The organism is Candidatus Acetothermia bacterium (assembly GCA_024653305.1).
Classification (GTDB): Bacteria; Bipolaricaulota; Bipolaricaulia; order Bipolaricaulales; family Bipolaricaulaceae; genus JACIWI01.
In genome coordinates, this window is the sequence record JANLFW010000010.1 from 42852 (window position 1) to 55876 (window position 13025).

General features: G+C 67.0%; 18 protein-coding genes, 6 tRNA genes and 3 riboswitches. Of the genes, 21 read left to right on the forward strand and 3 right to left on the reverse strand.

The features are described from left to right. The first annotated feature begins 8 nt into the window (after nt 1-8). Genes rpmJ through NUV94_05160 form a run of 7 tightly spaced genes read left to right on the forward strand, consistent with a single transcriptional unit; the run spans nt 9 to nt 3160 of the window. Nucleotides 9-122 carry a 50S ribosomal protein L36 gene (rpmJ, locus tag NUV94_05130; protein ID MCR4392161.1) on the forward strand — a complete coding sequence of 38 codons (114 nt, stop codon included), beginning with the start codon at nt 9-11 and terminating at the stop codon, nt 120-122. A gap of 4 nt (nt 123-126) precedes the next feature. Next, nucleotides 127-492 (forward strand): 30S ribosomal protein S13, encoded by a 366-nt coding sequence (rpsM, locus tag NUV94_05135; GenBank protein ID MCR4392162.1) that lies wholly within the window; start codon nt 127-129, stop codon nt 490-492. 2 nt (nt 493-494) lie between these two features. Continuing rightward, nucleotides 495-854, forward strand: a complete 360-nt coding sequence (gene rpsK / locus NUV94_05140) for a 30S ribosomal protein S11 (protein ID MCR4392163.1) — start codon at nt 495-497, stop codon at nt 852-854. Between the two features lie 13 nt (nt 855-867). Beyond that, nucleotides 868-1491 carry a 30S ribosomal protein S4 gene (gene rpsD / locus NUV94_05145; GenBank protein ID MCR4392164.1) on the forward strand — a complete coding sequence of 208 codons (624 nt, stop codon included), beginning with the start codon at nt 868-870 and terminating at the stop codon, nt 1489-1491. Then, nucleotides 1491-2420: a DNA-directed RNA polymerase subunit alpha gene (locus tag NUV94_05150; protein MCR4392165.1), complete on the forward strand. Its 930-nt coding sequence runs from the start codon at nt 1491-1493 to the stop codon at nt 2418-2420. Before rpsD ends, NUV94_05150 begins: the two co-directional genes overlap by 1 nt. Further along, nucleotides 2421-2771 (forward strand): 50S ribosomal protein L17, encoded by a 351-nt coding sequence (rplQ, locus tag NUV94_05155; GenBank protein ID MCR4392166.1) that lies wholly within the window; start codon nt 2421-2423, stop codon nt 2769-2771. A gap of 2 nt (nt 2772-2773) precedes the next feature. Beyond that, nucleotides 2774-3160 carry a Rid family detoxifying hydrolase gene (locus NUV94_05160; protein ID MCR4392167.1) on the forward strand — a complete coding sequence of 129 codons (387 nt, stop codon included), beginning with the start codon at nt 2774-2776 and terminating at the stop codon, nt 3158-3160. Here the strand turns inward: NUV94_05160 and NUV94_05165 are convergent. Beyond that, a complete protein-coding gene (locus tag NUV94_05165; GenBank protein MCR4392168.1) occupies nt 3157-4113 on the reverse strand; it encodes an NAD-dependent epimerase/dehydratase family protein in 957 nt (318 codons plus the stop codon). The two genes, NUV94_05160 and NUV94_05165, sit on opposite strands and share 4 nt — an antisense overlap. A 120-nt stretch (nt 4114-4233) precedes the next feature. Here NUV94_05165 and NUV94_05170 point away from each other — a divergent pair, with 120 nt between their 5' ends. Together NUV94_05170 and NUV94_05175 are read left to right on the forward strand one after the other, a co-directional pair. Continuing rightward, entirely contained in the window at nt 4234-5409 is a 1176-nt protein-coding gene (locus NUV94_05170) for a glycine C-acetyltransferase (GenBank protein ID MCR4392169.1), read from the forward strand. A 10-nt stretch (nt 5410-5419) separates the two neighbouring features. Continuing rightward, nucleotides 5420-6067 carry an MgtC/SapB family protein gene (locus tag NUV94_05175; GenBank protein MCR4392170.1) on the forward strand — a complete coding sequence of 216 codons (648 nt, stop codon included), beginning with the start codon at nt 5420-5422 and terminating at the stop codon, nt 6065-6067. A 9-nt stretch (nt 6068-6076) separates the two neighbouring features. On the opposite strand, the gene NUV94_05180 is transcribed toward NUV94_05175, so the two are convergent. Both NUV94_05180 and NUV94_05185 read right to left on the reverse strand, forming a co-directional pair. Further along, entirely contained in the window at nt 6077-6622 is a 546-nt protein-coding gene (locus tag NUV94_05180) for an HDIG domain-containing protein (GenBank protein ID MCR4392171.1), read from the reverse strand. Next, a complete protein-coding gene (locus NUV94_05185; protein MCR4392172.1) occupies nt 6619-7314 on the reverse strand; it encodes an endonuclease III in 696 nt (231 codons plus the stop codon). The genes NUV94_05180 and NUV94_05185 overlap by 4 nt, the downstream gene beginning before the upstream one ends. Nucleotides 7315-7342: 28 nt before the next feature. On the opposite strand from NUV94_05185, the gene NUV94_05190 reads away from it, so the two are divergent. The 12 genes from NUV94_05190 to NUV94_05245 all read left to right on the forward strand — a co-directional run. Further along, entirely contained in the window at nt 7343-8695 is a 1353-nt protein-coding gene (locus NUV94_05190) for a glycerate kinase (GenBank protein ID MCR4392173.1), read from the forward strand. Further along, the gene (locus NUV94_05195) at nt 8682-9098 is read left to right on the forward strand and encodes a DUF296 domain-containing protein (protein MCR4392174.1); all 417 of its coding nucleotides are present in this window, start codon (nt 8682-8684) and stop codon (nt 9096-9098) included. Before NUV94_05190 ends, NUV94_05195 begins: the two co-directional genes overlap by 14 nt. Before the next feature lie 18 nt (nt 9099-9116). Further along, nucleotides 9117-9881 (forward strand): class I SAM-dependent methyltransferase, encoded by a 765-nt coding sequence (locus NUV94_05200; protein ID MCR4392175.1) that lies wholly within the window; start codon nt 9117-9119, stop codon nt 9879-9881. 53 nt (nt 9882-9934) lie between these two features. Further along, nucleotides 9935-10016: transfer RNA gene (locus NUV94_05205), tRNA-Leu, on the forward strand. A 46-nt stretch (nt 10017-10062) separates the two neighbouring features. Further along, nucleotides 10063-10138 (forward strand) — tRNA-Gly (locus NUV94_05210). Nucleotides 10139-10149: 11 nt separating this feature from the next. Beyond that, nucleotides 10150-10235 (forward strand) — tRNA-Leu (locus tag NUV94_05215). A gap of 2 nt (nt 10236-10237) precedes the next feature. Further along, nucleotides 10238-10314 (forward strand) — tRNA-Met (locus NUV94_05220). A gap of 51 nt (nt 10315-10365) precedes the next feature. After that, nucleotides 10366-10442, forward strand: a tRNA-Met gene (locus NUV94_05225). Next, a tRNA-Ala gene (locus tag NUV94_05230) sits at nt 10443-10515 on the forward strand. A gap of 202 nt (nt 10516-10717) precedes the next feature. Then, nucleotides 10718-10792, forward strand: a riboswitch (cyclic di-GMP riboswitch). Then, entirely contained in the window at nt 10792-11844 is a 1053-nt protein-coding gene (locus NUV94_05235; protein ID MCR4392176.1) for a S8 family serine peptidase, read from the forward strand. (Overlaps the previous riboswitch by 1 nt.) Before the next feature lie 63 nt (nt 11845-11907). Beyond that, a riboswitch (cyclic di-GMP riboswitch) is annotated at nt 11908-11982 on the forward strand. Between the two features lie 55 nt (nt 11983-12037). Continuing rightward, nucleotides 12038-12358 (forward strand): hypothetical protein, encoded by a 321-nt coding sequence (locus NUV94_05240; protein MCR4392177.1) that lies wholly within the window; start codon nt 12038-12040, stop codon nt 12356-12358. A gap of 21 nt (nt 12359-12379) precedes the next feature. Then, nucleotides 12380-12454: riboswitch (cyclic di-GMP riboswitch) on the forward strand. Nucleotides 12455-12473: 19 nt separating this feature from the next. Further along, nucleotides 12474-13025: hypothetical protein (locus NUV94_05245; protein ID MCR4392178.1), on the forward strand; the 552-nt coding region annotated here is incomplete at its 3' end.

Consider the following 13025-nt stretch of genomic DNA (forward strand, 5'->3'; position numbering starts at 1 on the left):
AGGCGAGGATGAAGATCCGCAGCTCGGTGAAGAGGATATGCGACAAGTGCCGGGTCATCCGTCGCCACGGCCGCCTGTGGGTTGTGTGCCGCAACCCGAAGCACAAGCAACGGCAAGGGTAGGTGTATGGCGAGGATAGCAGGGATTAACCTTCCGGCGAAGAAGAGGATCGAGGTGGCGCTGACCTACATTTACGGTATCGGGCCATCTCGAGCGCGACAGATCCTGCAGCGCACGCGGGTCGACCCGAACACCAAGGTCATGGACCTCACCGAGCAGGAGGTCACCGCCTTGCGCCGCGAGGTCGAGGCCTGCGTGGTGGAGGGCGATCTGCGGCGCCAGGTGCGTAACGATATTCAGCGCCTGATCGACATCGGGTGCTACCGGGGCATTCGACACAAGGTCGGCCTCCCGGTGCGGGGCCAGAAGACCCAGTCCAACGCCCGCACCTGGAAGGGGCCGCGGCCGGCCAAAGCGGGCAAGAGGAAATAACCGTGCCCAGGACACGCACAACGACGCGGAAGAAGAAGACGATCCGGTTGGACCGGGCGCGGGTCCATATCCACTCCACGTTCAACAACACGATCATTACGCTGACCGAACCCAACGGCAACGCCATCGGCTGGCAGTCGGGTGGTACCGCGGGTTTCTCCGGTTCTCGGAAGGGGACCCCGTACGCGGCGCAGCTCGCCGCCCAAGCCCTGGCGCGGGACATGAAGGACTACGGGATCCGCTCAGTGGTGGTGACCGTGAGCGGCACCGGGCCGGGGCGCCAAGCGGTGGTCCAGACGTTGCGCTCCTCTGGCATCCAGGTGGAAGAGGTCAAGAACGTGACCCCGGTGAGCCATAGCTAGGAGGCCGCACGGTATGGGTAGGTATGTAGGCCCCAAATGCAAGGTGTGCCGACGGGAGGGCGTGAAGCTCTTCCTTCGGGGAGATCGTTGTTATACCGGGAAGTGTCCGATCGGCCGACGACCGCAGGCGCCCGGCCAGCACGGGCGGTTCCGCCGCCGGGCCACGCCTTATGCCCTGCGCATCCGGGAGAAACAGAAGCTGAAGCGGATCTACGGGGTGCGGGAGGCCCAGTTCCGCCGGTACGTGGAGGCGGCCAAGAAGTGGAAGGGCGTGACCGGGGAGGCGCTGCTGAAGTTCCTCGAGCGGCGGCTGGACAACGTGGTGTACCGCACCGGGTTCGCCCCGTCCCGTGACCAGGCCCGCCAGCTCGTGAGCCATGGCCACTTCGCGGTGAACGGTCGGCCCACCAACATCCCCTCCTACCTTGTCCGGGAAGGGGATATCGTTGAGGTCAAGGCGGAGTCCCGGGACAAGCTGCGGGAGCTGGTCAAGGCCGCGGCCGAGCGTCGTCCCGTCCCCAGTTGGTTGACCCGGGATCTGGAGGGGCTACGGATCCAGGTGGCGGCCGAGCCGAACCTGGAAGAGCTGGACCAGTCCATCGACACCAGCTTGATCGTCGAGTTCTACTCAAGATAATGCCGACGTTCGTCTATCCGGAATCGGTGACGTGGGAGGAGCACACCGACCACTACGGGCGGTTGGTGGTGGCCCCGTTGGAGCGGGGCTATGCCACCACCCTCGGCAACAGCCTCCGCCGGGTGCTCTTGTCGTCCCTCCCCGGGGCGGCGGTGGTGCGGGTCCTGTTCCCTGGACATTTCCACGAGTACGACACCATCGAGGGCGTACGGGAGGACATCCTCGCCATCACGTTGAACCTAAAGGGGCTGGCTATCCGTACTCGGGACGAGGCCCTGCATCGCCTCTACCTCAACGTGGAGGGGCCGCGGGAGGTCCACGCGCGGGACATCGAGACCCCGGCCGGGGTGGAGATCGTCAACCCGGATCACTACATCGCCACCCTGGACAAGGGGGGGAGGCTCGAACTGGAGATGGAGGTAGAGACGGGGCGGGGATTTCGGCCGGCCGAGGACAACAAGCGGGAGGATGCGCCGCTGGCCCTCATCCCGGTGGACGCCGATTTCTCCCCGACCGAGCGGGTCAACTTCACCGTGGAGGAGACCCGGGTCGGCGGGCGGTCCGGCTACGAACGGCTGGTGCTTGAGGTGTGGACCAACGGGACGATCTCCCCGCAGGGCGCGGTCGAGCGGGCGGTGGACATCCTGAGCAAACACCTTTCGCTCCTGGTGGGTGTGAAGGCGGCCGCGGAGGAAACGGCGGCCAAGGCAGTTCCCGAGGAACTCCTCCGCCCACTCGTCGAACTCGGGTTTGAAGTGCGGGCCTGCAACCTCTTGCGCGAAGAAGGGGTGATCACCCTGGGCGACCTCCTTGCCCGCACCCGGGAGGAGCTCTACGACATCCACGGGTTCGGGGAGAAGACCCTGGCCCGGGTGGAAAAGCGGTTGAGTGAGCTTGGCCACGCGCTTCGCTCGGAGAAGGAGGTTTAGGTGAGGCATCGGCGCAAGGTAGCCAAGCTCAGTATGCGGAGCGACCGCCGTCGTTCGGTATTGAGCGGGCAGGCCAAGGATCTCATCCTCTACGGCAAGGTGGACACCACCCCCGCCCGGGCGCGGGCCACCCAAGCATTGGTGGAGCGGCTGGTGACGTGGGCGCGGCGCGGCGATCAGGCCGCGCAACGGATGGCGTTCTCCGTGCTCCGGGACAAAGAGGCCACCCACAAGCTGTTCGCCGAGATCGGTCCCCAGTACCGGGAGCGGGATGGGGGGTACACGCGGCTGCTCAAGCTGGGACCTCGCCACGGAGATGGGGCGGAGATGGCCCGCCTGACCTGGGTCTGAACATGGTCCGCCGGGTGGTCGCCCCCAAGGGCCTCCACACCGCGGGCCCGTATTCCCCGGCCGTTCAGGCCGGGCCGTTGTTGTTCATCTCCGGGCAGCTCCCCCTCGACCCGGCCTCGGGCCAGCTCCTGCCCGGCCCGATCGAGGCCCAGACCAAAAGGTGCCTGGAGAACCTCAACGAGATCCTCTCCGCGGCCGGCGGGTCCCTCCAGGACCTCGTCAAGGTCACGATCTACCTCGCGGACATGCGGGACCTCGAGGCCGTGAACCGGGCCTACGCCGAGCACTTCGACCTCGCCCCCCCGGCCCGGGCCTGCATCGGGGTGGCCAGCCTCCCCAAGGGTGCCCGGATCGAGATCGAGGCGATCGCCTACCTCCCCCAGGCCTAGAGCTCCCCCCGTTCGTGCCGGCGGCGCAGGGCCCCGAGCATGTCCTCCACCATCGCCGCCAGGTCATACTTGGGCTCCCAGCCCCAATCTTCCCGGGCTGCGGAGTCGTCGATGCTTCGCGGCCAGGAGTCGGCAATGGCCTGGCGGAAGTCCGGGGCGTAGGTGCAAATAAAAGAGGGCATGGGCTTTTTGATCTCTGCCGCGAGCTCCCCCGCGGAGAAACTCATCCCCGTGATGTTGTACATCCGGTACCGCAGCCGGGACGGATCCGCGTCCATGAGTTCCAGCGCAGCCCTCAGGCAGTCCGGCATGTACATCATGGGCAAGGTCGTGTCCGGCCGCACAAAACAGGTGTACGGCTCGCCTTTAACTGCCGCGTAGAACATCTCCACCGCGTAGTCGGTGGTCCCTCCTCCGGGCGGGGTCTCGCTGGAGATGATGCCGGGGAAGCGCAGTCCCCGCACGTCCAGGCCATAGCGGCGCGCGTAGTACTCGCACAGAAGCTCCCCGGCCACCTTGGTCACCCCGTACATGGTGGTGGGGGAGAGCACCGTGTCCTGGGGGGTGAGGTCGCGGGGGGTTCGTGGCCCGAACACCGCGATGGAGCTGGGCCAAAAGACTTGGCGGATCCCGTGGGCTCGGGCGGCCTCGAGGACGTTGTAAAGCCCCTCCATGTTGACGCGCCAGGCGAGCTTGGGGTCCCGCTCGCCCGAAGCGGAGAGGACCGCGGCCAGATGGTACACCACCTCGGTCTTGTACTTCCGCACCACCTCCTCCACCTGCGCCCGATCGGTCACGTCCAGGGTCACGAACGGCCCGGACGAGCGCAGCGGCTCCGGGGGAGTCCGCCTGTGGCCCGCCGCCACTACCTGCTCCCTTCCGTACCTCTCCCGAAGGGCCAAGGTGAGCTCCGATCCAATTTGGCCTGTGGCTCCAGTCACCAGGATGCACATGTCCCGTCCTTTCTTTCCAGTGCTGTTGGGCATTCTATCGGTCCTGTGCGATCAGGACAAACCCGGGGTTTGCCCGGCCCTGGGTCCTTGGGTAACCTGGGAACGAAGGAGGAGAAAAGGATGGGCAAGTACGATTTTCTCGTGGCCGAGCTGGATTCGCTCAGGGAGCAGGGGCTGTACAACGTGATCCGCACCATCGAAAGCCCGGTGGGGGCGTGGACGGTGGTGGACGGGAAGCGGGTCCTCAACATGTGCTCCAACAACTACCTCGGGTTTGCCGACGATCCCCGGTTGAAGGCGGCGGCGCGGCGGGCGATCGACGAGTACGGGGTGGGGCCGGCGGCGGTGCGGTCCATCGCCGGGACGATGACCCTCCACGTGGAGTTCGAGCGCAAGCTCGCCGCGTTCAAGGGGGTGGAGGACGCGATCTCCCTCCAGTCCGGGTTCTGCGCCAACCTCGCCGCGATTCCGACCCTGGTCGGAGCCGGACACGTCCTGTTCACCGACGAGCTCAACCACGCCTCGATCATCGACGGCTGCCGGCTGACGAAGGCCGAGCGCGTGATCTACCCCCACCGGGACGTGGACGCCCTCCGCAAGGCCTTGGCGGAGAAGAAGGACGCGCCCCGCAAGCTCATCGTCACCGATGGCGTGTTCTCCATGGACGGGGACCTCGCCCCGTTGCCGGAGATCGTGGAGGCGGCGGAGGAATTCGGAGCGATGGTGATGGTGGACGATGCCCACGGGGAAGGAGTTCTGGGGTCCCACGGCCGGGGCATCGTGGACCATTTCCGCCTCCACGGCCGGGTGGACATTGAGATGGGGACCCTGTCCAAGGCGTTTGGGGTGGTCGGGGGGTACCTGGCCGGCAAGCGCCCGATCATCGAGTACCTTCGCCAGCGGGCGCGGCCGTTCCTGTTCTCCAGCGCCGTCACCCCGGCCGACGTCGCAGCGTGCATCGCCGCGGTGGACATCCTCCAGGGAAGCGACGAGCCCGTGCGGAGGCTGTGGGACAACGCCCGCTACTTCAAGGCGAAGATGGTGGAGCTGGGGTTTGACATCGGGCAGTCGGAGACCCCGATCACCCCGGTCATGCTCGGGGAGGCGGCCACGGCGTGGGAGTTCTCCAAGCGGCTTTTCTCCGAGGACGTGTTCGCCCAGGCCATCGTGTTCCCCACCGTTCCGCGGGGCAAGGCCCGCATCCGGGTCATGGTGTCCGCGGTCCACAGCCGGGACGACCTCGACTTTGCCTTGGACAAGTTCGCCCGGGTGGGCCGCCAGCTCGGCGTGATCTAGGGGGGTGGCCGTGGCGGCGTGGGAGTTCCTGGCGCGGATCGTGGTGGCGGGGGCGGTCGGGGGGACGATCGGGTTGGAGCGGGAGCTGCGCGGCCGGGCGGCCGGGCTACGCACGCACATCCTCGTGTGCGCCGGGGCGGCGGTGGTGATGGCGGTGGCGGAGGCGCTGGGGCAGCCGGACGGCCCGGGGCGGGCTCTCGCCGGAATTGTGACCGGGGTCGGGTTTCTGGGGGCGGGGGCGATCGTCAAGACCGGGGACATCGTGCGCGGTCTCACCACCGCGGCCTGTATCTGGTTCGTGGCCGCGCTGGGGGTGGTGGTCGGGCAGGGGCTGTACGTCCTCGGGGCGGGCAGCACCGCGTTGGCCTTGTTCGTGTTGGTGACGCTGAACCGCGTCGAGCGCTGGATCCCCGCCCTCACCTATCACACCGTTGCCGTCCGCGCCGAGCTGGCGGAGGCGGCGGGGTTGGAGGAGCGGTGCCGAGCGGTGCTCGCTGCCGCCGGTTACCGGGTGCTGGCCGTGGACCTCACGCTGGACCGGGCCGAACACCAAGCGACGCTGGTGCTCCACGTGCGGGTGCAGGGGACGCCGGAGGTGTCACGGGTGGCCCAGGAGCTCCTGGCCATGCCCGAGGTGATCCAGGTCAAGTGGGGATGAAGGGCGGCCTCACAGCCCGAGTTCGCCCCGGATGGCCTGCATCGCCGTAAGGACCGCGGTGACGAACTCGTCGAGCGACATCCCCAGGTTCGTACACGCGGCGATCGCCTCCCGGGATGCGGACCGGGCGAACCCTTTTTCCCGGTAGCGGTTGAGCACGTTCTGCGGGGTGAGGCCCCCGAGGCGCTCCGGGTGCACCAGGGCCGCGGCCACGATAAGGCCGGTGAGGGGGTCCACCGCGGACAGAGCCCACTCCATCGGAGTGTCCGGCGCCTTCTGGCCGGCGTGGGCGAGGATCGCGCCCAAGACCTCCTCGTCGGTGAACCCTTGCCCGCGCAGGGAGTCCACCGTCACCCGCCCGTGCCGATCCGGGCGGTCTTTGGTGTCCTCGTAATCGAGATCGTGGAGCAGACCGGCCAATGCCCACCGATCTGGATCCCCGGCAAAGTGGGGGGCGAGGGCGCGCATCGCCGCCTCCACCGCCAGCATGTGCTTCACCAGGTTCTTCGTCTTCACCCTCTCCTGCACGAGCGCCAGCGCCTCCTTGCGGGTCATCGCACCTCCTTTCGCGGTGGCCCCATTCTAGCCTGATTCGGATGAGTTGATCGGGCGTATCCACACAGGTCGGCGAGCGGACACGCCGGACACCGGGGCCGCCGGGCCCGGCAGATCTCCCGCCCCAGCCGGATCAGCTGGAGGTGGACCTCGGCCTCCGTCCCTGGGGGCACGAGGGGGGCGAGGGCAGCGTGCGGTTCGGCTTGGGAATCGACGATCCCCAACCGTCGCGTCACCCGACGGATGTGCGTGTCTACCGGGAAGAACGGGCGGCCGAACCCGAACAAGAGCACCACGTACGCCGTCTTCTTCCCGATCCCGGGCAGAGACAGGAGCCATGCCGCCGCCTCCTCGTCCGGGAGCCCCGCGAGGAAGGCGAGGGAGAGCTCTCCCTGTTCGTCCTGGATACGGCGGAGCACATGCTTCAGGCGGGCCGCCCGCTGGTGATGGAGCCCAGCCCCCTGGATGGCCCGCTCCACATCGGCCACCGGGGCAGACAACACCGCCTCCCAAGTAGGGAAGCGGCGGCGGAGCTCGGCATAGGCCCGGTCGCGGTTGCGATCCGATGTGTTCTGGGAAAGAATGGTGCGGACGAGGAGGTCGAGCGGATCGCCACCCGGGCCCTCGCGGATCGGGCCGAACCTCGTGCGCAGGCGGCGGGCCACCTCGAGGAGCACCTTCCGCTCGTCCATGGACCCGAGGATAGGGGAAGGCGAGGAGATGGGCAAGGGAGACGGGCTTCGTGCTGATGCGTGGCGCATCGTCCAGGCCGCGCTGGCCGCGGTGGACCCGACGGCGTGCGTGCACCGGGCCCTGCGACGGGAGGACGACCGGCTGCGGGTGGGGGAGAGCATCTACGATCTCCGCCGAACGCGGCGGGTCGTGGTGGTGGGGATGGGGAAGGCCGCGGCGCGGATGGCGGTGGCCGTGGAGGAGGCCATCGGCGATCGGATCAGCGCCGGCCTCGTGGTCACCGCGGACGGCTGCGGTGTCGCGACCCGGCGGGTCGAGGTGGTGGAGGCCGGCCATCCGGTGCCGGACGCGCGGGGACTCGCCGCCGCCCGCCGGATCGTGGCGCTGGTGGACGGCGCCGGGGAGGACGATCTCGTGATCGTCCTCATCTCCGGTGGCGGCTCGGCCCTGCTCACCCTGCCCGCGGAGGGCCTTTCCCTGGACGACCTCGCCCAGGTGAACGCGCTCCTCCTGCGCAGCGGGGCGCCCATCCACGAGATGAACACGGTGCGCAAGCACCTGTCCCAGGTCAAAGGCGGGCAGCTCGCCCGGCGGGCGGCCCCGGCTCAAGTGCTGGCCCTGATCCTGTCCGACGTCCCTGGCGATCCCTTGGACGTGATCGCCTCTGGCCCCACCGTCCCCGACCCCACCACCTACGCCGATGCGGAGCGGGTCCTCCGTGGCTACGGGTTGTGGGATGAGGTCCCCCTCTCCGTGCGGGGGCACATCGCCGCCGGGGCGACGGGAGGGCTTCCCGAGACCCCCAAGCCCGGGGACCCCCTGTTCACTCGGGTGGTGAACGTGCTCGTGGGCACGGGGAGGGTGGCGGCGGAGGCGGCGCGAGCGGAGGGCGAGGCCCTTGGGTACCAAGGGCTCATCCTCACCACCACCCTCGCCGGGGAGGCGCGGGAGGTGGGAAAGGTGGTGGCCGCTGTGGCCCGGGAGGCGGTGCGGTTTGGCCGGCCGGTGGGGCGGCCGGGGCTCCTCGTGGCGGCCGGGGAGACCACGGTCACCGTGCGCGGGCCGGGCAAGGGCGGCCGGAACCAGGAACTTGCCCTATCCGCGGCCAGGGGGATCGCCGGGATCCCCGGGGTGGTGATCTGCGCGCTGGGCACCGATGGCCGGGACGGACCTACCGATGCCGCGGGGGCCATCGTGGACGGCGGCACCGTCGCCCGGATGAGGGAAGCCGGGGTGGACCCGGCCGAAGCCCTGACCAGGAACGACGCCGGAGGCGCCCTCCGGGCCTCCGGAGACCTCCTCGTCACCGGCCCTACCGGAACGAACGTGGCCGACCTGTGCCTCGTGCTCGTAGGGAGGGACGACGATGATCAAGGCTGAGAGCGGTTCAGTCGTGGTGGTGCGGTGTCAGGATGGGGAGAGGCTTCCCGATGTCCTCCTTGAACTTGGCTTGCAAGCGGCAGGGATCCTCTGCGGGATCGGGATGGTCCGCGACCTTGCCCTTGGGTACTGGGACGGGGAGAAATACGTGGAGGAGCGGGTCGAGGAGCCGGTGGAGCTCCTTTCCCTCCAGGGGAACATCGGGGACGAGGAGGGCCGGCCCGTGGTCCACGTCCACGTGGTGGCCGGGCGTAAGGGGGGCGAGGCGATCGGGGGCCACCTCCTGTCCGCCACGGTCCACAACACGGCGGAGATCATCCTCCTCCCTCTGGCGGGGGTGCGGCTCGCCCGCCGCCGGGAACCCACAGGGCTCTTGGGCCTCTACCCACAGGACGGGACTTAGCAGTTCCACGGAGGCGCCATGAGTGACCACCTTGATACGCTTAGAACTGTTTGGAACGAGAGGGTTCTCCGGGAGGCGTGCCGTGAGCAAGAAGACCCAAGGAAGCGAGTTCACACCGATCTCCTCTGGAGGATCCTCGACAGGCACCTTCCGCCTCCTCCATGCCGGATCCTCGATGCGGGCGCAGGGACCGGAAGGTTCTCCCCCCTGGCAAAACGGGGTTACCGGGTAGCCCACCTCGATTTGGCGCCGGAGATGCTCAAGCACGCGGAAGAGCAGGCCGCGAAAAACGGCATAGCCACTGTCCATTTCATGGAAGGCTCGATCACTGACCTCTCCCAATTCCCTGACCGAAGCTTCGAGGTCGTGGTTTGTGTGATGAACCGCCTTGGGGTGATCACGGAAAGCGGGGTCAAGTTTGATCTGCAGCACTTCGGAGCCCTTAGGACCGTGCGCGAGGTCTATGCCACCGGGAACCTGGTGGTCACGCCAGAACTGAAGGAGCTTCAGTATATCATGCCCAGTTGGCACGCCTTTACCCCGGGGGAGTTGACCCATGAGCTAGGGGCCCGTGGTCTTGAGGTGGTAGAGATCTCGGCTCCGGGTACGCGGGCTCGGTTTGTGGATCCAGGATTGCTCACCCGGTTGTTTGCCTGCCCGGAGGCGTATGCCGAGTGCCTCGCGTTCGAGGAGGAGTTCGATCGGGACCCCACCCTTGTTGGGGTCGGAGCTGTGGGTGCAGGCGGGTTGGCGGCTGTAGCTGTGCGGCGGGAGCCACGGTAGTCGGGAGCCGGGGGTTGACCCCGGGTCCCGGGGGGGCTAAAACCGTCGTCGAGGCGAAGGTGGCGGAACAGGCAGACGCGCTGGCCTTAGGAGCCAGTGCCGCAAGGCGTGCGGGTTCGAGTCCCGCCCTTCGCACTACGCTTGGACGAGTGGACGGGGGCCCGTATAATCGGGTCGGCAAGCGGGAATAGCTCAGTTGGTAGAGCGCCACCTTGCCAAGGTGGAGGTCGCGGGTTCGAATCCCGTTTCCCGCTCCAAGCGAAGGTGCGCCGGGGTGGCGGAAGAAGGTAGACGCGGGGGACTTAAAATCCCTTGAGCCATGCGCTTGTGCGGGTTCGAGTCCCGCCCCCGGCAGGAGCGGGGTGGAGCAATTAGGCAGCTCGCCGGGCTCATAACCCGGAGGTTGCTGGTTCGAGTCCAGCCCCCGCAACCAGCGGGTAGGGGTCCCCATGAAACCGCAAGGTTTCGTGGCGTGGATATGTATGGCGGTGTAGCTCAACCGGTAAGAGCGCGCGGCCCATAACCGCGAGGTTCAGGGTTCGACTCCCTGCGCCGCCACCAGGGGATGTAGCTCAGCTGGGAGAGCGCCGCGTTCGCAACGCGGAGGCCGGCGGTTCGAATCCGCTCATCTCCAAATCTGATCTGGCCCGTCTAACGGCCTTCCCCGAAGGGTTCCCCTGCCACTTTGCCTCTTCTTACGGCATCTCGGGTTTGCGTTTCCTGTCGGTCTTAAGGTAGACAAGGTCCGCACCCCCGTCCCCCAGCTGTTGGGGTTGACTTCACCCTGTTTTCCACTACAATATACGCGCAAACACTGGCAACGGGTTGTGCCTGCTACACGATAAGGGCAAACCCTTCGCAAGGAGGGGACGCAAAGCCACGGGCCCCACCGGGGTAGCCGGGCTGCCGAATGAGGCGGGTCAAAACTGGACTAGGTTGGACTTTCCTGGCCCTCGCCCTGTTTCTCCTGTGCGCCCCCCTGGACCACCCCGAGGTGGCCGGGGGGATTGGGGCGGCGGGGGCGCCGTGCCCGGAGGGAGCACGGGTCCCATGGGGGGTGGAACGCATCCGGGCCCCCGAGGCCTGGTTGCACACCACCGGGGTGCCCGAGGTCGTGGTGGCGGTTATCGATACCGGAATCGATCGCACCGTGCCTCAGTTGGCCAAGGCGCTGTGGGTCAACCCCGGCGAGATCCCCGGCAACGGGGTCGACGACGACGGCAACGGCTACGTGGACGACGTGTACGGCTGGGACTTCCGGGATGGGGTCCCAACGCACCTCCGGCAAACCCCCATCCACTGGCATGGCACGTTTGTGGCCGGGATCATTGCGGCCCAACATGGGTTGGGGGAAGTGGCCGGGGTAGCCCCGCGGATCCGCATCATGGACGTGCGGTTTTTGGACGGCAAGGGCCTCTTCTACACCAAGGATTGGGCCCGATTGGCCGCAGCCATCGACTACGCCGTGAACAATGGGGCCCGGGTCATCAACCTCAGCCTGTATGCCAAAATCAGACCCGCGGCCGTGGTGGAGGAGGCGTTGGCCCGGGCGGCGGCGAAAGGGGTAATCGTGGTGGGCATTGCCGGGAACGAATCCCGGGGGGAGGTGTTCTACCCGGCCAAGTATCCGTCCGTGCTGGCGGTGGCGGCCACGGATCACCGCGATGCCCTAGCGCAGTTCAGCAACTGGGGTCCAGAGGTGGCCGTGGCCGCGCCGGGCGAGGGCATTGCTTCGGTCCTGCCCGGCGGGGCGGTGGGGACGTATTCCGGGACGTCCTTCGCTGCGCCGCACGTGAGTGGGACGCTGGCCCTGATCCTATCGGCAAATCCGGGTCTCACCGCGACGGAGGCGGTGAACCTCTTGCTGCGGAGCTGTGCCGAGGCAGGGGACGGAGGCCGTGATCCCCGGTTCGGGGCGGGCCTGATCAATGCCGGCCGGGCCGTGGCGGAGACGGCAGCGTAGCGACAGATGTCCTCTTGACAGGGGAACAAGGCTCGTAGTATAGTGCAAACAAGTATACACAAGTCCTGATAAGGGCAAACCCATCGGAAGGTGGGGGCGCAAAGCCACGGGCCCCACCGGGGTAGCCGGGCTGCCAGGGCCGAAACGGGTTCTGGGGTCCGGCTTCTTATTGGGCGAGGAGGTCGAGAAGGCGATGCAGGTGACGCTTTACTACAACGAGGAAGATCACTACCTGCTGGAGCTGGTGGACCGCGAGGCGCAGCAGGAGCGGAAGTCGCGGTCGGCGGTGATCATGTCCATCCTCGAGGAGCACTTCGAGCGGGGAAAGAAGATCGGGGAGATCCTGGTGGACATGGGGCGCGTATCTCCACGGGATGTTGAGCAGGCCCTGGAGTACCAGCAGGCTGACGGTGGTTCGCGACCGTTGGGCGAGATCCTGGTGGACAAGGGATTGGTGAATGAAGACGTAGTGAGGCGGGCCCTGATCGTGCAGGGCCGGCTCCGCCGAAGCTAGACTTCCGAATAGGCGGACGAACGCCGATAAGGGCAAACCACCGGCGACGGTGGGGCGCAAAGCCATGGGCCTCCCTGAGGCAGCCGGGCTGCCGAAGCGTAGTAGGGAGGCAACCATGGTGAAGTTAGGGAATGATGTAGCAAAGGCAGCGCAGAAAACGTGGTTTGGGGCCAGGGCTCTTATGGCCCTTGCCTTATTGCTAGTCAGCGGGACCACGTTCCTGGCTTCGGCAGAAGCCTGTAGCAACTACAAGGTGGAGTTCCGTGAGGCCACCTTCGATGGAACCAACACCACATTCAACTACCGCGTATATTGTTATGACGACCCTGCGATCAGCCATTGGGTCATGGGTTTTCCTAGTCAGTGCGCGGACTGCAAGTATGTGGTTGGCGCGGGACCTTACTCAAACTGGAAATGCGGGACTGATCCCACCACTGGCGTGTACGGGGTGAAGTTCGACGTCGGCATAGATCCGGGACAGTACAAGGACTTCTGGATCAAGCTCTCTGGGTATTGGCCCACCGGGTCTGTTCAAGTTGCGGTCAAGGCAGGAACACTGCGTTGCTATTACGAAGTGCTAGGTCCTGCTTGCCCTGTAGCGTGCAACGTTACGGTGAGCGTGACCCCGACGTCGGGTGAGCTCAACTGCAGCATGTCGAGGGTCCTC

What these genes read in the sequence shown, in the direction of transcription:
- NUV94_05180 (MCR4392171.1), bottom strand. Translation starts at nt 6,622, where the DNA reads ATGACCCGCAAGGAGGCGCTGGCGCTCGTGCAGGAGAGGGTGAAGACG.
- NUV94_05160 (MCR4392167.1), top strand. Translation starts at nt 2,774, where the DNA reads ATGGTCCGCCGGGTGGTCGCCCCCAAGGGCCTCCACACCGCGGGCCCG.
- rpsD (MCR4392164.1), top strand. Translation starts at nt 868, where the DNA reads ATGGGTAGGTATGTAGGCCCCAAATGCAAGGTGTGCCGACGGGAGGGC.
- NUV94_05190 (MCR4392173.1), top strand. Translation starts at nt 7,343, where the DNA reads ATGGGCAAGGGAGACGGGCTTCGTGCTGATGCGTGGCGCATCGTCCAG.
- NUV94_05195 (MCR4392174.1), top strand. Translation starts at nt 8,682, where the DNA reads ATGATCAAGGCTGAGAGCGGTTCAGTCGTGGTGGTGCGGTGTCAGGAT.
- NUV94_05165 (MCR4392168.1), bottom strand. Translation starts at nt 4,113, where the DNA reads ATGTGCATCCTGGTGACTGGAGCCACAGGCCAAATTGGATCGGAGCTC.
- NUV94_05240 (MCR4392177.1), top strand. Translation starts at nt 12,038, where the DNA reads ATGCAGGTGACGCTTTACTACAACGAGGAAGATCACTACCTGCTGGAG.
- NUV94_05170 (MCR4392169.1), top strand. Translation starts at nt 4,234, where the DNA reads ATGGGCAAGTACGATTTTCTCGTGGCCGAGCTGGATTCGCTCAGGGAG.
- NUV94_05235 (MCR4392176.1), top strand. Translation starts at nt 10,792, where the DNA reads ATGAGGCGGGTCAAAACTGGACTAGGTTGGACTTTCCTGGCCCTCGCC.
- rpmJ (MCR4392161.1), top strand. Translation starts at nt 9, where the DNA reads ATGAAGATCCGCAGCTCGGTGAAGAGGATATGCGACAAGTGCCGGGTC.
- NUV94_05150 (MCR4392165.1), top strand. Translation starts at nt 1,491, where the DNA reads ATGCCGACGTTCGTCTATCCGGAATCGGTGACGTGGGAGGAGCACACC.
- rpsM (MCR4392162.1), top strand. Translation starts at nt 127, where the DNA reads ATGGCGAGGATAGCAGGGATTAACCTTCCGGCGAAGAAGAGGATCGAG.
- NUV94_05185 (MCR4392172.1), bottom strand. Translation starts at nt 7,314, where the DNA reads ATGGACGAGCGGAAGGTGCTCCTCGAGGTGGCCCGCCGCCTGCGCACG.
- NUV94_05200 (MCR4392175.1), top strand. Translation starts at nt 9,117, where the DNA reads ATGAGTGACCACCTTGATACGCTTAGAACTGTTTGGAACGAGAGGGTT.